The organism is Streptomyces sp. NPDC006551 (assembly GCF_040611675.1).
Lineage (GTDB): Bacteria > Actinomycetota > Actinomycetes > Streptomycetales > Streptomycetaceae > Streptomyces.
The window spans coordinates 1-16,128 of sequence record NZ_JBEXOT010000007.1 but is presented as its reverse complement, the minus strand read 5'-3'; the positions used below and the strand labels follow the sequence as shown (position 1 = coordinate 16,128).

The window sequence follows — 16,128 nt, the reverse complement described above, 5'->3', positions numbered from 1 at the left end:
GTCCGGCGGGCCGGGGCCGGATCAGGCCCCGGCCCGGTCGGCAGCCGGTCGGCGCCGTCGTAGCGGATCGCGGGCGGGATGCGGAAGCCGCGTCTCGAAGGAGACGGCCGAACTCCCGTACAGGGGGCGAGGGTTCAGCCTGGTGGCGGCAGGGCGCGGAGCACGTGCTCGGCCTCGGACATGACCCGCAGGACGAGTTCCTCGCAGCTCGGAAGGTCCTCGATCACCCCCGCGACCTGTCCGGACGCCATGACGCCGAGGTCGGTGCGGCCCTCGACCATGGCGGCTCTGAGGAGCATGGGGGTGTTCGCGGCGAGCAGGACCTGGCTCCACGAGAGGTCCTTGCCGTGTCTCATCGCGCGTCCGTCACGGACCATCCGCGGCCATGACAGACCCGAGAGCTTCCGGAAGCCGGCCGCGTGCCGCACGGCCCGTGCCAACGCCCGGAACCTGCCCGTCTGTTCGAGAGCGGCGACCATCTCCGTACGGAGCATCCGGTGCGGCAGCCCGTCGACGGCCGTGGTCACGGTGACGTCCTTGACCGACGCCGCGAGGTACATCGCCTTGACCGCGTCCGGCACGGTCGAGTCGGAGGTGAGCAGGAAGCGCGTCCCCATGGCGATGCCCGCCGCCCCGTAGGAGAGCGCGGCGACCAGGCCCCGGCCGTCGTGGAAGCCGCCGGCCGCGATCACCGGAACGCCGACCGCGTCCACCACCTGAGGCAGCAGGACGGTGGTGGCCACCTCGCCGGTGTGCCCGCCTCCCTCCCCGCCCTGCACGATCACCGCGTCCGCGCCCCACGCGGCGACCTTCTCGGCATGCCGCCGGGCCCCGACCGACGGGATCACGACCACACCGGCGTCCTTCAGTTCGGCGATCAGCTCGCGGGACGGGGCGAGGGCGAACGAGGCGACCCGTACGCCCTCGTCGACGATGATCCGCACCCGCTCCCGGGCGTCGCCCGCGTCCGCGCGCAGATTCACCCCGAAGGGCCGGTCCGTACGGGACTTCACCTCGCGGACCGCGGCGCGCAGCTCGTCGGCGGTCATGGTCGCGGAGGCGAGGATGCCGAGCGCGCCGGCGGCGGCGGTCGCCGAGACCAGACGCGGACCGGCGACCCAGCCCATACCGGTCTGGACGATCGGGTGGCGGACGCCGGTGAGGCTGGTCAGCGCGGTCTCCATCAGGCCCTGACCTCGCGATCGCGCAGCCCCTCGGGGTCGATCACCTGGCGGATCAGCCGCAGCTCCTCGGCGGTCGGCTCGCGGGTGTACGGCACGTCGTCGCCGATCACCAGGTCGAAGCCGGTGGCCGCCCTGACCTGGTCCACGGTGACGCCCGGGTGGAGGGAGGCGAGCCGCATCGAGCGGTCGGGCGTCTCGAAGTCGAGGACGCCCAGATCGGTGACGACCCGGGGGATCCGGTGGAAGCGGGTCGCCCCGGCGGCGGCCGCACGGTCGTAGCCGACGCCGCTGACCATGTCGACGCGTTCGACGAAGACCCGGGGCGAGTGCTTGGGGATCCAGTAACTCACCGGGTTGTTCAGGGTGTTGACCGGCGCGCCGCGGACCCCGAGGAGCTGGCGGGTGGGCCGCGACCAGTCGCCGACGCACGAGATGTTCTGGTTGCCGTACCGGTCGATCTGGCTCGCGCCCATCATGACGTGGCGCGCCCCGCCGGTGACCATGGTGAGATGGCGGCGGTACGGCAGCCAGCCCTCCACCTCTCCGTCGAGGCCGACGAGCATCGCCTCGCCGTCGGTGAGCAGCAGCTCGGGGGCGAAGGAGCGCTTGGCGAGCCGGGCGCCGAAGGAGGAGACGGGAGCCATCGCGGCGGCGAGGATCTCGCCGTTGTCGCGCCACGCCTCGGCGCAGGCGACGACACAGTACTCGGAACGAGTGACGCTCATCGCTGCTCCTCCCGCCAGGTCCGTACGGCCCGCTGGTAGTCGTCCTCGCTCTCGCCGGACAGGAACCGCTCGGCGAACGCGGGCCACGGGGTGGTCGCGTACAACCTCTGGAAGGGCTCGTCGCGGGCGTGGTCGGGGGCGCAGGAGGTGAAGTGGGCGCCGTCGGGAGTCTCGACGACTCCGGTGACGCTGTGGCGGCTCACGAGGAGGGACTGCGGCGCGGCGGTCGCGTCGAACCTGTCGACGATCTGCTCGCACGAGACGTACGCGGTGTCGGCGGCCTCACAGAAGAGGTCGTCGAAGTACGGGTCGGGGCCCAGGTACTGGCCGTTGCCCTGCCGGTCGGCGCGGTTGAGGTGGACCAGGGCCGCGTCCATGCGCAGGGCGGGGACGGCGACGAACGTCTCCCCGTCCTCGTACGGGGAGGTGACCGTCCGCAGCCCGGGGTTGACCGTCATCACGTCCGAGCCGAGCCCGGCCCGCACGGGCAGGAAGGGCAGCCGGTTGGCGGCCGCGTGCAGACCCCACATGAACATCGCCTCGTCGAGTTCCGTCAGCTCGAAGGCTCCGCGCTCGCGGGCGGCGCGGAAGTTCGGTTCGAGGGGGATGGAGTCCAGGGTGGTGAAGGCGGCGACGAGCTTGCGGATCCGGCCGGCGGCGGCGAGCAGGCCCACGTCGGGGCCGCCGTAGGAGACCACGGTGAGATCGGTGATCCCGGACCGGAGCAGCGCTCTGACCAGGGCCATGGGCTTGCGGCGCGAGCCCCAGCCGCCGATGCCGATCGTCATCCCGCTGCGCAGCCGGCCCACCACCTCATCGGGCGTCATCGTCTTGTCGGTCACGCCCGGCGCTCCTTCCCGAAGGTGTCGCGGACCCGGTCGGCGACCCCGCTGAGGTTGGCCTCGAAGGTGAACCCCTGCTCGAAGCGGTAGCTGCGGCGCACGTCCACCGGGTCGATGCCGTTGATGGCCGCCTTGGCCAGGCGGATCAGCGACCCGTCCTTGCGGGCGATCTCGGCCGCCAACTCCAGCGCGGCGTCGAGGAGTCCGGCGCGGGGGACCACCCGCCAGACCGAACCGTGGGCATGCAGTTCGGCGGCGGTGGCGGTGCGGGAGGTGTAGTACAGCGCGCGCATCAGATGCTGCGGCACGAGCCGGGCGAGGTGGGTGGCGGCGCCGAGCGCGCCCCGGTCCAGCTCGGGCAGCCCGAAGGTGGCGTCCTCGGAGGCGACGATGGCGTCCGCGTTGCCGACGAGTCCGATACCGCCCCCCAGGCAGAAGCCGCCGACGGCCGCGACGACCGGGACCTCGCACTCGTACACCGCCGAGAAGGCCTCCGCGCAGCCGTGGTTGGCGCCGATGAGGGCGGCGTGCCCGGTGCCGTGCTCGCGCCGCAGCTCCTTGATGTCGACGCCCGCGTTGAAGCCGCGGCCCTCGGCGGTCAGGACCACGCACCGGTTCCCCGGGTCGCGGCCCGCCGCCCGGACGGCGTCGGCCAGGTCGTACCAGCCCTGGACCGGGAGGGCGTTGACGGGCGGGAAGTCGACGGTGACCAGGGCGACGTGCTTGTCCGGGCTTGAGGTGGAGACACCCATGAGCGGATCAGCTACCTTTCCACCAAACATTTGTTAGGTGACTGCGTGGTGAGGAAGGTAGCAGCCGATGGAGCTGGACGGGAGGGTCGTCGTCGTCACCGGCGGCACGCGCGGGGTGGGCGCCGGCGTCGCCCGCGCCTTTCTGCGGGCCGGGGCGCGCGTGGTCGTCTGCGCCCGCAGACCCCCGGACACGCCGGTGGCGGAGGCGGGCCGCACGGCCGAGTTCGCCCCCCTCGACCTGCGGGAACCACGCGCCGTCACGGAGTTCTTCGCGGACGTCGGCCAGACGTACGGGCGGCTCGACGTCCTCGTCAACAACGCGGGCGGAACGCCGTACCGGCTGCTGGGGGAGGGGGACGCGGAACGCCACGCGCGGGTGCTCGCCCTCAATCTGACGGCCCCGCTGACCGCCACCCTCGCCGCGTACGAGCGGCTGCGGGCCGCGCGCGGCTCGGTCGTCATGATCGGCAGCGTCAGTGGGACCCGGCCCTCGCCGGGGACGGCCGCGTACGGCGCCGCGAAGGCCGGCCTGGAGAACCTGGCCCGCTCGATGGCCGTGGAATGGGCCCCGGACGTCCGGGTCAACACCCTCGTCCTCGGCATGGTCCGCACCGAGCTGTCCCACCTCCACTACGGCGACGAGGACGGAATCGAGGCCGTCGGCAGGACGGTCCCGCTCGGCCGCCTCGCCGAACCGTCGGAGGTGGGGGAGGCTGCGGTCTTCCTCGCCTCCGACCGCGCCGCGTACGTCTCGGGCGCGTCGCTGCTCGTGCACGGCGGCGGGGAGCGCCCCGCCTTCCTGGATGCCGCAACCGCCGACAAGGAGAGCTGAGATGAGTCTGTGCGAGGGCCGGGTCGTGATCGTGACGGGCGGCGGGCGGGGGCTGGGCCGGGCCCACGCGCTCGCCTTCGCGGCGGAGGGGGCGAGGGTCGTCGTCAACGACCTGGGGGTGGGCCTGGACGGCTCAGCCTCGGCCGGTTCGCCGGCCCATCGGGTGGCGGGGGAGATCCGCGCGACCGGCGGCGACGCCGTCGCCCACGGCGGTGACATCGCCACGGAGGAGGGCGCGGCGTCGCTGATCGCCACCGCGCTCGACACGTACGGACGGCTCGACACCCTGGTCAACAACGCGGGCTTCCTGCGCGACCGGATGCTCGTCAACCTCGGCGAGGACGACTGGGACGCGGTCATGCGCGTCCATGTGAAGGGGCACTTCCTGCCGCTGCGCCACGCGGCCGGGCACTGGCGGGCGGAGACCAAGGCGGGGCGGGAGGTCGTGGCTCGGGTCGTCAACACCACATCGGGAGCCGGGCTGTTGGGCAGTGTGGGACAGGGGAACTACGCGGCGGCCAAGGCGGGGATCGTCGGGCTGACTCTGGTCGCGGCGGCGGAGATGGGCCGGTACGGGGTCCAGGTCAACGCGATCGCCCCGGCGGCCAGGACCCGGATGACCGAGCAGGCCTTCGCGGGCCTGGAGGGCGTACCGGAGGACGTCTCCCCGCTCGTGGTGTGGCTGGGCTCGCCGGCGTCGGCGGGGGTGACCGGCCGGGTCTTCGAGGCGGAAGCCGGCCGCATCACGGTCATGGAGGGCTGGCGCCCGGGCCCCACGGCGGACAAGGGGGCGCGCTGGACCCCGGCGGAGGCGGGGGAGACGGCGCGGAAGCTGCTGGCGGCGGCGGAGGAGCCGGGGGCGGTGTACGGGGCGTAGGGCGAGAGGGCGCGCGAACGAGGGACGCGCAAACACCGCGCGCACAATGTCCGCACACTGGGCGGAGGAAGTTAACATCCGGAAAATTCAAGCGAGTTGGGCTGCCGGAGGTGGTTCTACGCGCATCATCATGCTGCCCATGCGAATCCCCCCACGCCTCACCGTCATCGGCGGCGCCGCCGCCCTGCTCTCGACCCTTCTCCTCGGTGCCCCGGCCACGGCCGCCGTCACCCCGGCGCCGCTCCCGGCCACCGCCACGGCCGCCGCGATCGGGAACATCTGTTACTCCGACCTCCCCTCCCAGGCCCACGACACCCTCCGCCTGATCGAGTCGGGCGGCCCCTTCCCGTACCGCCAGGACGGCAGCGTCTTCCAGAACCGGGAAGGCATCCTCCCGGCCCACTCGACCGGCTACTACCACGAGTACACGGTCAAGACCCCCGGCTCCTCCACCCGCGGCGCCCGCCGGATCGTGACCGGCGAGTCGCACCAGGAGGACTACTACACCGCCGACCACTACGCCTCGTTCGACCTCGTCGACCACACCTGCTGACCGGCCCGCCCCCGCCCCGGTCCGGGTTCGCGGGGGTGGCCGTCAGCGGCATCGGGGGGTCGTCCACTCCAGTCGCCTTCTGACCCGCTCGTCGCGTACGAACTCCAGGGCGGCCAAGGCCGTGTCGCGGGCGGTGCCGTCCGGTGTGGCGTCCGCGAGGAGGGCGGCGAGGGCCTCGGTGGCGCGCGGGTCCTGACGCATCGCCAGGCCCCGGGCCGCCTCGGCGACCACGTCCGGATCGGGGTCGTCGAGCCGGGCCGCCAGGGCCTCCCGCAGGACGGGCGTGTCCTCGGGCACCTCCGCGAGGGCCAGCGTCGCCCAGTCCCGCACCCCGGAGTCGTGGTCCCGGCTCAGCGCCAGCAGCGTGTCGACGGCCCGCGCGTGCCCGGCCGGTACGAGCCCGGTGAGCGCGGTCCCGACCGCCCGCCGCACCTCGGCGTCGGCGTGCCCGGCGAACGCCAGCAACTCCGGCAGCCCGGCCGCGTCCCCCACCCGCCCCAGCGCCGCGACCACGGCCAACGCCGGCTCCCGCCCGCCCTCGCCGCCCCCCGGCCTCGAAGCCGGACTCCCGGCGGCGCCGAGCCCGGCGACAGGCCCCGAAGCCGGGCTCCCGGCGGCGCCGACCCCCGAGGCCCCGGGGGTCGAGAGGGTCTCCGTCGCCAGGCGGCGGAGGAGCGGGAGGCTTCGGGACCCGAAGGTGTCCAGGCCGCCCAGGACCGACGCGCCCAGGGACCGGCGCAGGATGGTGTCGCCCGCGCACCAGGCGGCGGCCGCGTGGAAGGTCTCCTCGTCGGCGCGGCTCGCCAGGGCCGCCACCGCCTCGGTCCAGTCGTCCAGGTCGGGGTCCCCGCACCGCAGGGCCCGGGCGGCGAGCTCCTCGCACGGCGTGCGGACGCCGAGCGCGGTCTCCAGGAGCGTGGCGATCGCGGCGTGGCCGGTCTGCTGCTCGTTGCCGCTGCCGGGAGCGCCGTCCTCGCGCAGCAGGTCGACGACGACGGTGATCCCGCCGTCCTCCCGGACGCGGCGGACGACGGCCTCGTACGGCTCCGAGCCGTGCGTCTCCAACAGGCCGCGCAGCACGGCGCCCGCGATGTCCACGCCGATCCAGCGGCGCGCCTCGCGCAGCGCGTCCTCCAAGCCGCCGGCGCCGTGTTCGAGGAGTGCGCGCACGCTCGGCGTGGACCCCCGCCGGGCCGCCGCGACGAGCGGCGGGAGGCCGTCGGGGCCGGGGCGGTCGGGGTCGGCGCCGTGCTCCAGCAGGACCCGTACGGTCTCCGCGTGCCCGAGTCGCACGGCCCAGGCCATGGCCGTGAACCCGTACACCTCCTCCTGGTCCGGGTGCGCCCCGGCGGCCAGCAGCGCCCGCACCACCTCGGCATGTCCCCCGCACGCCGCCCCGCACAGGGGCAGGTCCCCGCCCTCGGCCCCGCTGCCCCGCGCGGGATCGGCCCCGGCGGCGAGCAACACCCGTACGATCGCGGCCTCGTCCGCGACGGCGGCCCGGTACAGCGCGGTCTCCCCGTCCGCCACGGCCTCGGCCGGCTCCCCGCCCCGCAGGGCCCGGACGACGGCGTCGACATCCCCGTCGAGAATCCCGTTGAACAACGTGCTCATCCGCCGACCCTGACCCGAGCCGCCCGGACGACGCAACTCCTTACGCCTCGCACTCCAGCACCGACCCGCACACCCGGCACCTCGCCCGGAGCCGTCGCCCCGCCGGGACCCGGAGCCGCTGCCGGCAGACCGGGCACGGGAAGGAGACCCGCATCGACGCCCCCGTGCCCTCGAAGTCGTACGAGGCGCCGGGGGCCGCCCGGCCGTACCGCCGTTCCTTCGCGTAGCGGTGCCGTGCCGCCCACCCGGCCTGCGCCAGCGGAGGCCGTCGCCCGTCCCGGGCCGCCAGGTCCCGTCCCCGTACCCACGCCTCGTAGGCCGCCGCGCTCGTGAACCAGGGTGACGGGTCCTCACCGAAGACCTCCGCGCGCTTCGCCAGTACGTAGCCGAACTCCTCCGGCGTCAGATAGCCGAGTTTCTGGCTCGACACCGCGTCCTCCCGGTAGGCGTCGAGCAGCAGCCACCCCGCCCCCAGATAGGTGGTGACCACGTCCGTGAGGATCTCGTTGTCGCCGGTGGCCGCGAAGCCCAGGTCGAGCCGGTGCAGCAGCACATGGGTGATCTCGTGGGCCAGCGCCGCCCCCACGTCCCGGCGGTGGCGGCGGAAGCGGTCGTTCAGCTCGATGAAGTACTCCGGTCCCGCCGCCAGCTCGACGCTCGCGGCGTGCTCCATCTCCCGGAAGGTCACGATCATCCGCGCCTGCGGCAGCCCCGGCAGCCCCAGATGCCGTACCAGCGCCGCGGCCACCCGCTGCGCCCCCATGTGAAGATCGTCGTCGTCCCCGAAGGCGACGTCCGCCGCCGCCACGCTCGTGGCGTACCGCCTTACTCCGTCCGCCGACAGTCTCCGGTACAGCGCGGTGATCGCGGTCCGAACCGTGTCGAGGTGCGGAAACCCGTGGGCGACTTCGTTAGCGTTCGGCACGCCGGACCCCCTTTTCTCCACTCTACGGGGCCGCCGGGCCATGTCCGCATGGCTGAAAACGCGTCCTTGTGGCCTCCGCGACACGTTGCCCATAATCCGGACCAAGCCTTGACGGGCACATGCCATCAAGGCCAACCCCCCATGAAAGGTAGACAGTTGAAGAAGAACAGGATCGTCCGCGCGCTCCAGAGAATCGCCGCCACCGGCGCCGTCGTCCTCGCCGCCGTCAGCCTCCAGCCCAGCACCGCCTCCGCCGCGCCGGCGCCCGTCGTCGGCGGCACCCGCGCCGCCCAGGGTGAATTCCCCTGGATGGTCAGGCTCTCCATGGGCTGCGGCGGTTCGCTGCTGACCCCGCAGATCGTGCTCACCGCCGCCCACTGCGTGAGCGGCTCCGGCAACAACACCAGCATCACCGCCACCGCCGGAGTCGTGGACCTGCAGAGCAGCAGCGCGATCAAGGTCCGCTCGACCAAGGTCCTCCAGGCCCCCGGCTACAACGGCAAGGGCAAGGACTGGGCCCTGATCAAGCTCGCCTCGCCGATCACCTCGCTGCCCACGCTCAAGATCGCCGAGACGACCGCGTACAACAGCGGCACCTTCACCGTCGCCGGCTGGGGCTCCACCCGCGAGGGCGGCGCGCAGCAGCGGTACCTGCTCAAGGCGACCGTGCCGTTCGTCTCCGACGCCTCCTGCCAGGCGTCGTACGGCAGCTCCCTCGTCCCGAGCGAGGAGATCTGCGCCGGGTACAGCCAGGGCGGGGTCGACACCTGCCAGGGCGACTCCGGCGGCCCGATGTTCCGCCGCGACAACGCCGGCGCGTGGATCCAGGTCGGCATCGTGAGCTGGGGCCAGGGCTGCGCACGCCCCGGCTACCCCGGTGTCTACACCGAGGTGTCGACGTTCGCCTCCGCCATCAAGTCGGCCGCGGCGACGCTCTGACGACCTGACACGACGTGACACGTACGCCCGGGGGCGGGAGCCCACCCCGGGCGTACGCGTTCCAGACCGTCCCCCGGACACCCGCTACACCAGCTCCACCCGCGCCCCGGCGCCCCCGCCCTCCAGCTCCAGCACCCACACCTCGTTGCCGCCCTCCCGCAGCACCGGGCCGGGCACGAAGAGCGTCTCCTGCGGGCCCACCTCCCAGTACCGCCCCAGGCAGAAGCCGTTGACCCACACGAAACCGCGCGTCCAGCCCGGCAGCGACAGCGCCGCGTCACCCGCCTCCGCGACGTCCACGACCGCCCGGTAGAGCCCCGGACCGGCGTTCCCGGCCACCGGCCGGAACGGCACCTTCGGCACCGCGCCCGCCTCGAAGGCGTCGAGCCGCAGCCCCCGGGCCCGCACCCCGTGCACATACTGACGCTCGTGCCGCACCCCGCCCGTGATCCCCTTGGGCTCCGCCTGCCGCGGCCCGTAGTTGACCCGCCCGAGCGACTCCACCCACAGCTCCACCACGGCGGGCCCCGCCACCGGCTCGGGAAGCACCGCGTCCTCGGCCGTCAGCACACCCGCCCGCACCCCGTCCACGTACACCACCGCGCGGTCGCGCAGCCCGGTGACGGACAGCGGGTACGGCCGCCGGGGCCCGGGGACCTCCAGCCGGTAGCGGACCAGCCCCCGGTCCACCCCCAGCTCCTCGAAGGTCGGCGGCATCGGAGCCGACGCCTCCTCGTCACCGAGGACCTCCAGGACGCCCTCCAGGGGAGCCCACTCCACCGGCACCGCCCCCGCCGGGCCCGCGATCCGCCGCGGCGGCGCCGGAACCTCCGGCAGCGGCCCCTCCGCGAACTCGGCGAGCACCTCACGGAACCGCCAGAACTTCTCCGTCGGCAGCCCCGCCTCGTCCACCGGCGCGTCGTAGTCGTACGAGGTCACCGTCGGCCGCAGCGCACCCTCGTGCAGCGCACCCGCCCGGTTCGCCCCCGCCCAGCCGGCGAAGTTCGTCCCCCCGTGCGCCATGTAGACATTGACCGACGCCCCGCACTCCAGGATCTCCCGCAGCGTCGCCGCCGCGTCCGCCGCGTCCCGTACGGAGTGCTCCGTGCCCCAGTGGTCGAACCAGCCGCACCAGAACTCCATGCACATCAGAGGCCCCGACGGCTGATGGCGCCGCAGCGCCGCGAACGCCTCCCGCGCCCCCGAGCCGAAGTTCGCGGTGGCCAGGATCCCGGGCACCGAGCCGCCCGTCAGCATGTGATCCTCCGGCCCGTCCGAGGTGAACAGCGGCACGCTCACCCCGCAGTCCCGCAGCAACCCCGCCACATGGCCCAGATACGCCTGGTCGGAGCCGTAACTGCCGTACTCGTTCTCCACCTGGACCATGATCACCGGGCCGCCCCGGTCGATCTGCCGCTCCACCACCTGGGGGAGCAGCACACCGAACCAGCGGTCGACATGGACCAGATACGCGGCGTCGTCCGTGCGCACCCGCCGCCCCAGCGGGCCCGTCAGCCAGTGCGGCAGCCCGCCGTTCTCCCACTCGGCGCAGATGTACGGCCCCGGCCGCACGATCGCCCACATCCCGGCCCGCTCCACCGCGTCCAGGAAACGGCCGAGCGCCGCCACGTCCCCGTACCGGCCCGGCTCCGGCTCGTACAGATTCCACGGGACGTACGTCTCCACACAGTTGAGGCCCATCGCGCGGAGCATCTCCAGCCGATGGCCCCACTGCGCCTCATGCACCCGGAAGTAGTGCAGCGCCCCCGACAGCAGCCGCACCGGCCGCCCGTCCAGGAGGAAATCGTCGTCACCCACAGCGAACGTGCTCATGGCCTCACCCTCACCCTCTGGCGGCGGACCGGTCCATGGACAAAGATCGGCGCTGTTTGGACGTAAGGAGACGCGAGGAAACCCGCGGGGAGGCGTGAGCCCGATGTACCACACCTGGATGCGCTACTTCACGCCCAGCCCGGTCCACCACCGCCTCGGGCTCGTCTGCCTCGGCGTCGGGCTGCAGCACGGCGCGCTGCCCACCGTCGGCCCCCGCACCCTCGACCACCACGTCGCGGTCGTCATCAGCGCCGGCAGCGGCTGGTACCGCGCCGCGGACGGGCGACGGACCACCATCACCGCGCCCGCCCTGATCTGGCTCACCCCCGGCGTCCCCCACCACTACTCCGCCGACCCCGGCCCCGGCTGGGACGAGAGCTTCGTCGACTTCGCCGGCCCCGCCACCGCCACCTACACCGAACTCGGCTACATCGAGCCCGACCGGCCCGTCGTCCCGCTCTCCGACGCCGCCGGCGCCCGCGCCGCCATCGGCCGGATCGCCCGAGCCGCCCGGCGCGGCAACCCCCTCCTGGAAGTCGAGACCGGAGCCGCCGTCCACGAACTCCTCGTCGCCCTGCGCCGCGCCCGCGCCGACACCAACGCCGACGGCGACCCCGTCCTCACCGCGCTCGCCCGCGACGCCTTCCAGCCGCTGTCCGTCGCCGAGCACGCCGCCCGGCACGGCATGACCCCCGCCGAGCTGCGCACCGCCGTCCGGCGCGCCGCCGGCTGCAGCCCCAAGGACTACCTCCTCTCGCTCCGGCTCGGCCGCGCCAAGGAACTCCTCGCCGCCACCGAACTGCCCGTCGCCGCGGTCGCCCGGCGGGTCGGCTACGACGATCCGGCGTACTTCTCCCGGCTGTTCACCCGCAGGGTCGGCACCGCCCCCATCCGCTTCCGCGAACAGCAGGGAAGGACCGTGCCGGGCGGCTGGAGCAACCGGATCCCGGATCCCGACCACCCACCGACCATCGCCTCCCGATCCGTCTAAGCTCGCTGCTCATGAGCGACACCAGCGACATCGACGAGACCGTACGAGCGGAACTGAACCGGCTCCGCGAAAGCATCGACAACATCGACGCGGCGGTCGTCCACATGCTCGCCGAACGCTTCAAATGCACCCAGCAGGTCGGCGTCCTCAAGGCCCGGCACCAGCTGCCCCCGGCCGACCCGGCCCGCGAGGCCAGCCAGATCGCCCGGCTGCGCGAACTGGCGGAGAGCGCGAAACTGGACCCGGCGTTCGCGGAGAAACTGCTCAACTTCATCATCGCGGAGGTCATCCGCCACCACGAGACGATCGCGGACGGAGCACGCTGATGGACCGGGTCACGGTCTTCACCCTGGGCGGGACCATCTCCGCCCGGGGCGGCGACGCCACACGCATGACCGGCACCGAGGTCCTCGCCGGTCTCGGCGTCTCCGGCATCGACGTGGAGCTGCGCGACTTCCGCCGGCTGCCGAGCTCCTCCCTCTCCTTCGAGGACCTCGCCGCCCTGGCGCGGGAGGTACGGGAGACGGTCGCCGCCGACTCCGGCGTCGTCGTGGTCCAGGGGACCGACACCCTGGAGGAGACCGCGTTCCTGCTCGACCTGCTGTGCGCGACCAGCCGACCGATCGTCGTCACCGGCGCCATGCGCCGCCCCGACCTGCCCGGCGCGGACGGCCCCGCGAATCTCGCCGCCGCGGTCGCCGTCGCCGCCGACCCGGCCTGCCGGGACCTCGGCGTCCTCGTGGTCTTCGCGGACGAGATCCACGCCGCCCGCCACGTCCGCAAGACCCACACCACCTCCGTGGCGACCTTCGCCTCGCCCGGCGCGGGCCCGCTCGGATCGGTCGTCGAGGGCGTCCCCAGGATCCTGCTGCGGCCGGCCACCCCCACGGCGCCCTGCCCCCTGCGGCTCGACCCGACGGTACGAGTGGCCCTGGTGACCCTCGCCTTCGGCGACCGCGGCGACCTCCTCACCGGCCTGGACCCCCGCATCGACGGCCTGGTCGTGGCCGCCTTCGGCGCCGGACACGTCCCCACCTGGCTGGTCGAGCCCCTGGAGAAGCTCGCGACCCGCATCCCGGTCGTCCTCGCCTCCCGTACCGGCGCCGGAACCACCCTCACCCACACCTACCGCGGCCCCGGCTCCGAGCACGACGTCCTGCGCCGCGGCCTCATCCCCGCCGGCGCACTGGACCCCGCCAAGGCCCGCCTCCTGCTGCACACCCTCCTCTCCGCCGGAGTGGCGGGCCCCGCGGGCTACGACCGCCCCCGCATCACCGCGGCCTTCACCCACCTCAACGGCACCGGGTTGGCTTGATCTTTTTCAGGGCTCGGTTCACCTCCGGGGCGCTTCGACGCACGCGCGCCCCTTCGGCTCACTCGCCGGAACCTGTGGCAGACACAGGCCCCCTCCCCGGGCCGTGAGGCATCAGGCAGACACAGGCCCCCCTCCCCGGGCCGTGAGGCATCAGGCAGCATGGGCCCATGTCCGTACTGACGCGCGACGAAGCGCAGACCCGTGCCCAGCTCCTCGACGTCCAGCACTACACGGTCGACCTCGACCTCACCACCGGCGAAGAGACCTTCGCCTCCACGACCGTGATCCGGTTCACCGCCCGCACCGCCGGGGACACCTTCGTCGAGCTCAAGCCCGAGACCCTGCGCTCCGCCCTCCTCGACGGCGAGCCGCTCGACCCCGCGGCACTCGACGGCAACCGGCTGCCGCTCACCGGCCTCGCCGCCGGCGAGCACGAGCTGCGCATCGAGGCCGAGATGCGGTACTCCCGCACCGGCGAGGGCATGCACCGCTTCACGGACCCGACCGACGGCGAGTCGTACGTCTACACCCAGCTCTTCATGGAAGACGTCCAGCGCGTCTTCGCGGCCTTCGACCAGCCCGACCTGAAGGCCGTCTTCGAGATGGGCGTCACGGCCCCCGAGGGCTGGACCGTCCTCGCCAACGGCATCACGACCCGGCAGCCCGACGGACGCTGGAAGGCCGCCCCCACCCCCCTGCTCTCCACCTACTTCGTCTGTGTCGCCGCCGGCCCCTGGCACTCCGTGCGCACCGAACACGCCGGCCTGCCCTTCGGCATCCACTGCCGCCGCTCCCTCGCCCCCTACCTCGACGCCGACGCCGAGGAGATCCTCGACATCACCAAGGCGTGCTTCGACCGCTTCCACGAGAAGTTCGAGGAGCCGTACCCCTTCGACTCGTACGACCAGGCCTTCGTCCCCGAGTTCAACGCCGGCGCCATGGAGAACCCCGGACTCGTCACCTTCCGCGACGAGTTCGTCTACCGCTCCGCCGTCACCGTCACCGAGCGGCAGACCCGCGCCATGGTCATCGCCCACGAGATGGCGCACATGTGGTTCGGCGACCTCGTCACCCTGCGCTGGTGGGACGACATCTGGCTGAACGAGTCCTTCGCCGAGTACATGGGCTACCAGACCGTCAACGAGGCGTGCTCGGACCGCTTCCCCGACACCTGGATCGACTTCGGCATCGAGCGGAAGGCCTGGGGGTACGACGCCGACCAGCGGCCCTCCACCCACCCCGTCGCCCCCGATCCCGACGCCGTCCCCGACACCGCCTCCGCGCTGCTCAACTTCGACGGCATCTCCTACGCCAAGGGCGCCTCCGCCCTGCGCCAGCTCGTCGCCTGGATGGGGGAGAAGGACTTCCTCGCCGGGATCAACACCCACTTCAAGCGGCACCGCTTCGGCAACGCCACCCTCGCCGACTTCATCGACAACCTCGCCTCCGCCACCGACCGTGACGTGCACGCCTGGGCCGAGCGCTGGCTGCGGACCACCGGCGTCGACACCCTCACCCCCGAGCTGGGCGGCGACGAGACCCGCACCACCCTCACCGTCCGGCACGACGGCAGCCGGCCGCACCGCATCGCCGTCGGCGTGTACGACCGCGATCTCATCGACGGCCGACGGCTCGTGCCGCGCGAGCGCCTGGAGGTCGACGTCCCGCAGACCGAGCCCGTCGAACTCCCCGGCCCCCGCCCCGCCCTCGTCGTCCTCAACGACGGCGACCTCACCTACGCCAAGGTGCGCCTCGACCCGACCTCGCAGGAGACGGCCCTGCGCACCCTCTCCAGCATCCCCGACGCGCTCACCCGCGCCGTCCTCTGGAACACCCTGCGCGACATGGTCCGCGACGGCGAACTGGAGCCCGCCGCCTACCTGAAGACCGCGCACGCGCACCTCCCCGAGGAAACCGACCTGGCCGTCGTCCAGGGCGTGCTCGCCTTCGCCCGCACCCAGATCACCGACCGTTACCTGCCGGCCGAGGAGCGCCCCGCCGCGCTGGCCCTCATCACGTCGCTGGCCCGCGACCTCGTCCGCCGCACCGAGGACGGCTCCGCCCCGGGACTGCGCCTGACCGCCGTCCGTACGTTCATCGGCAGCGCCACCCAGCCCGACACCATCGCCGCCTGGCTCGCGGACGGAACCGTCCCCGGCGGCCCCGAGACCGACCCGGAGCTGCGCTGGCGGATCCTCGCACGGCTCGCCGTCCTCGGCGCCGTCGACGAGGCCGCGATCGACGAAGAGCTGGAGCGGGACCCCAGCGCCTCCGGCCAGGAGGGCGCCGCACGTTGCCGCGCCGCCCTGCCGACCCCCGAGGCGAAGGCCGCCGCCTGGTCCCGGCTCTTCGACTCCGACGACCTGTCCAACTACCTCTTCACCGCCACCGCCCAGGGCTTCTGGCAGCCCGAACAGGCCGATCTTGTACGGGAGTACGTCCCCCGCTTCTACCCCGCCGCCATCGCCCTGGGCGCCCGCCGCGGCCCCGCGATGGCCGAGGCGGCCGGCCGCCACGCCTTCCCGGCGTACGCGATCGACGCCGACTCCCTGGCCCTCGGCGAGGCCCACCTCACGGACGAGTCCCTGATCCCGGCCCTCCACCGCAAACTCGCCGACCAACTGGACGACCTGCGCAGGGCCCTCCGCATCCGCACCCCCTGACGGTCCCGACCGCCCACCACGGGTGCGGGGCCCTTCAAAGGCCCCCCCCCCCCCCCCCCCCCCCCCCGGGCCCCCCCCCCCCC

General features: G+C 73.5%; 15 protein-coding genes. 8 read left to right on the top strand and 7 right to left on the bottom strand.

Features of this window, described 5'->3' with window-relative positions:
• Positions 1–134 precede the first annotated feature (134 nt).
• Genes ABZY12_RS10195 through ABZY12_RS10180 form a run of 4 tightly spaced genes read right to left on the bottom strand, consistent with a single transcriptional unit; the run spans position 135 to position 3,503 of the window.
• Positions 135–1,184 carry a nitronate monooxygenase gene (locus ABZY12_RS10195; protein ID WP_356888844.1) on the bottom strand — a complete coding sequence of 350 codons (1,050 nt, stop codon included), beginning with the start codon at positions 1,182–1,184 and terminating at the stop codon, positions 135–137.
• The gene (locus ABZY12_RS10190) at positions 1,184–1,909 is read right to left on the bottom strand and encodes a CoA-transferase (protein WP_356888843.1); all 726 of its coding nucleotides are present in this window, start codon (positions 1,907–1,909) and stop codon (positions 1,184–1,186) included. Before ABZY12_RS10190 ends, ABZY12_RS10195 begins: the two co-directional genes overlap by 1 nt.
• Positions 1,906–2,751: a CoA-transferase gene (locus ABZY12_RS10185; protein WP_356888842.1), complete on the bottom strand. Its 846-nt coding sequence runs from the start codon at positions 2,749–2,751 to the stop codon at positions 1,906–1,908. Before ABZY12_RS10185 ends, ABZY12_RS10190 begins: the two co-directional genes overlap by 4 nt.
• Positions 2,748–3,503, bottom strand: coding sequence for an enoyl-CoA hydratase family protein (locus tag ABZY12_RS10180; protein ID WP_356888841.1), 756 nt, complete (start codon positions 3,501–3,503; stop codon positions 2,748–2,750). The genes ABZY12_RS10185 and ABZY12_RS10180 overlap by 4 nt, the downstream gene beginning before the upstream one ends.
• A gap of 67 nt (positions 3,504–3,570) precedes the next feature.
• Between ABZY12_RS10180 and ABZY12_RS10175 the strand changes: the two genes are divergently transcribed.
• The 3 genes from ABZY12_RS10175 to ABZY12_RS10165 all read left to right on the top strand — a co-directional run bounded on the left by ABZY12_RS10175 (position 3,571) and on the right by ABZY12_RS10165 (position 5,765).
• Complete coding sequence (locus tag ABZY12_RS10175) at positions 3,571–4,335, top strand: SDR family oxidoreductase (RefSeq protein WP_356888840.1); 765 nt, start codon at positions 3,571–3,573, stop codon at positions 4,333–4,335.
• Between the two features lies 1 nt (position 4,336).
• Positions 4,337–5,212: an SDR family oxidoreductase gene (locus ABZY12_RS10170; RefSeq protein ID WP_356888839.1), complete on the top strand. Its 876-nt coding sequence runs from the start codon at positions 4,337–4,339 to the stop codon at positions 5,210–5,212.
• Between the two features lie 139 nt (positions 5,213–5,351).
• Positions 5,352–5,765, top strand: a complete 414-nt coding sequence (locus ABZY12_RS10165; protein WP_356888838.1) for a ribonuclease domain-containing protein — start codon at positions 5,352–5,354, stop codon at positions 5,763–5,765.
• 42 nt (positions 5,766–5,807) lie between these two features.
• Here the strand turns inward: ABZY12_RS10165 and ABZY12_RS10160 are convergent, their stop codons facing one another.
• Together ABZY12_RS10160 and ABZY12_RS10155 are read right to left on the bottom strand one after the other, a co-directional pair.
• On the bottom strand, positions 5,808–7,379 hold the full coding sequence (locus ABZY12_RS10160; RefSeq protein WP_356888837.1) for an ankyrin repeat domain-containing protein: 1,572 nt from the start codon (positions 7,377–7,379) through the stop codon (positions 5,808–5,810).
• Positions 7,380–7,419: 40 nt separating this feature from the next.
• Complete coding sequence (locus ABZY12_RS10155; protein ID WP_356888836.1) at positions 7,420–8,346, bottom strand: hypothetical protein; 927 nt, start codon at positions 8,344–8,346, stop codon at positions 7,420–7,422.
• A gap of 114 nt (positions 8,347–8,460) precedes the next feature.
• On the opposite strand from ABZY12_RS10155, the gene ABZY12_RS10150 reads away from it, so the two are divergent.
• Positions 8,461–9,243: a serine protease gene (locus ABZY12_RS10150; RefSeq protein ID WP_356888835.1), complete on the top strand. Its 783-nt coding sequence runs from the start codon at positions 8,461–8,463 to the stop codon at positions 9,241–9,243.
• Between the two features lie 84 nt (positions 9,244–9,327).
• On the opposite strand, the gene ABZY12_RS10145 is transcribed toward ABZY12_RS10150, so the two are convergent.
• Entirely contained in the window at positions 9,328–11,076 is a 1,749-nt protein-coding gene (locus ABZY12_RS10145; protein ID WP_356888834.1) for a beta-galactosidase family protein, read from the bottom strand.
• Positions 11,077–11,179: 103 nt separating this feature from the next.
• Between ABZY12_RS10145 and ABZY12_RS10140 the strand changes: the two genes are divergently transcribed.
• The 4 genes from ABZY12_RS10140 to pepN all read left to right on the top strand — a co-directional run bounded on the left by ABZY12_RS10140 (position 11,180) and on the right by pepN (position 16,045).
• Positions 11,180–12,067, top strand: a complete 888-nt coding sequence (locus ABZY12_RS10140; RefSeq protein WP_356889005.1) for an AraC family transcriptional regulator — start codon at positions 11,180–11,182, stop codon at positions 12,065–12,067.
• A gap of 11 nt (positions 12,068–12,078) precedes the next feature.
• Complete coding sequence (locus tag ABZY12_RS10135) at positions 12,079–12,393, top strand: chorismate mutase (protein WP_356888833.1); 315 nt, start codon at positions 12,079–12,081, stop codon at positions 12,391–12,393.
• Entirely contained in the window at positions 12,393–13,382 is a 990-nt protein-coding gene (locus ABZY12_RS10130) for an asparaginase (RefSeq protein WP_356888832.1), read from the top strand. The genes ABZY12_RS10135 and ABZY12_RS10130 overlap by 1 nt, the downstream gene beginning before the upstream one ends.
• Before the next feature lie 167 nt (positions 13,383–13,549).
• Entirely contained in the window at positions 13,550–16,045 is a 2,496-nt protein-coding gene (gene pepN / locus ABZY12_RS10125) for an aminopeptidase N (protein WP_356888831.1), read from the top strand.
• Positions 16,046–16,128: the final 83 nt, after the last annotated feature.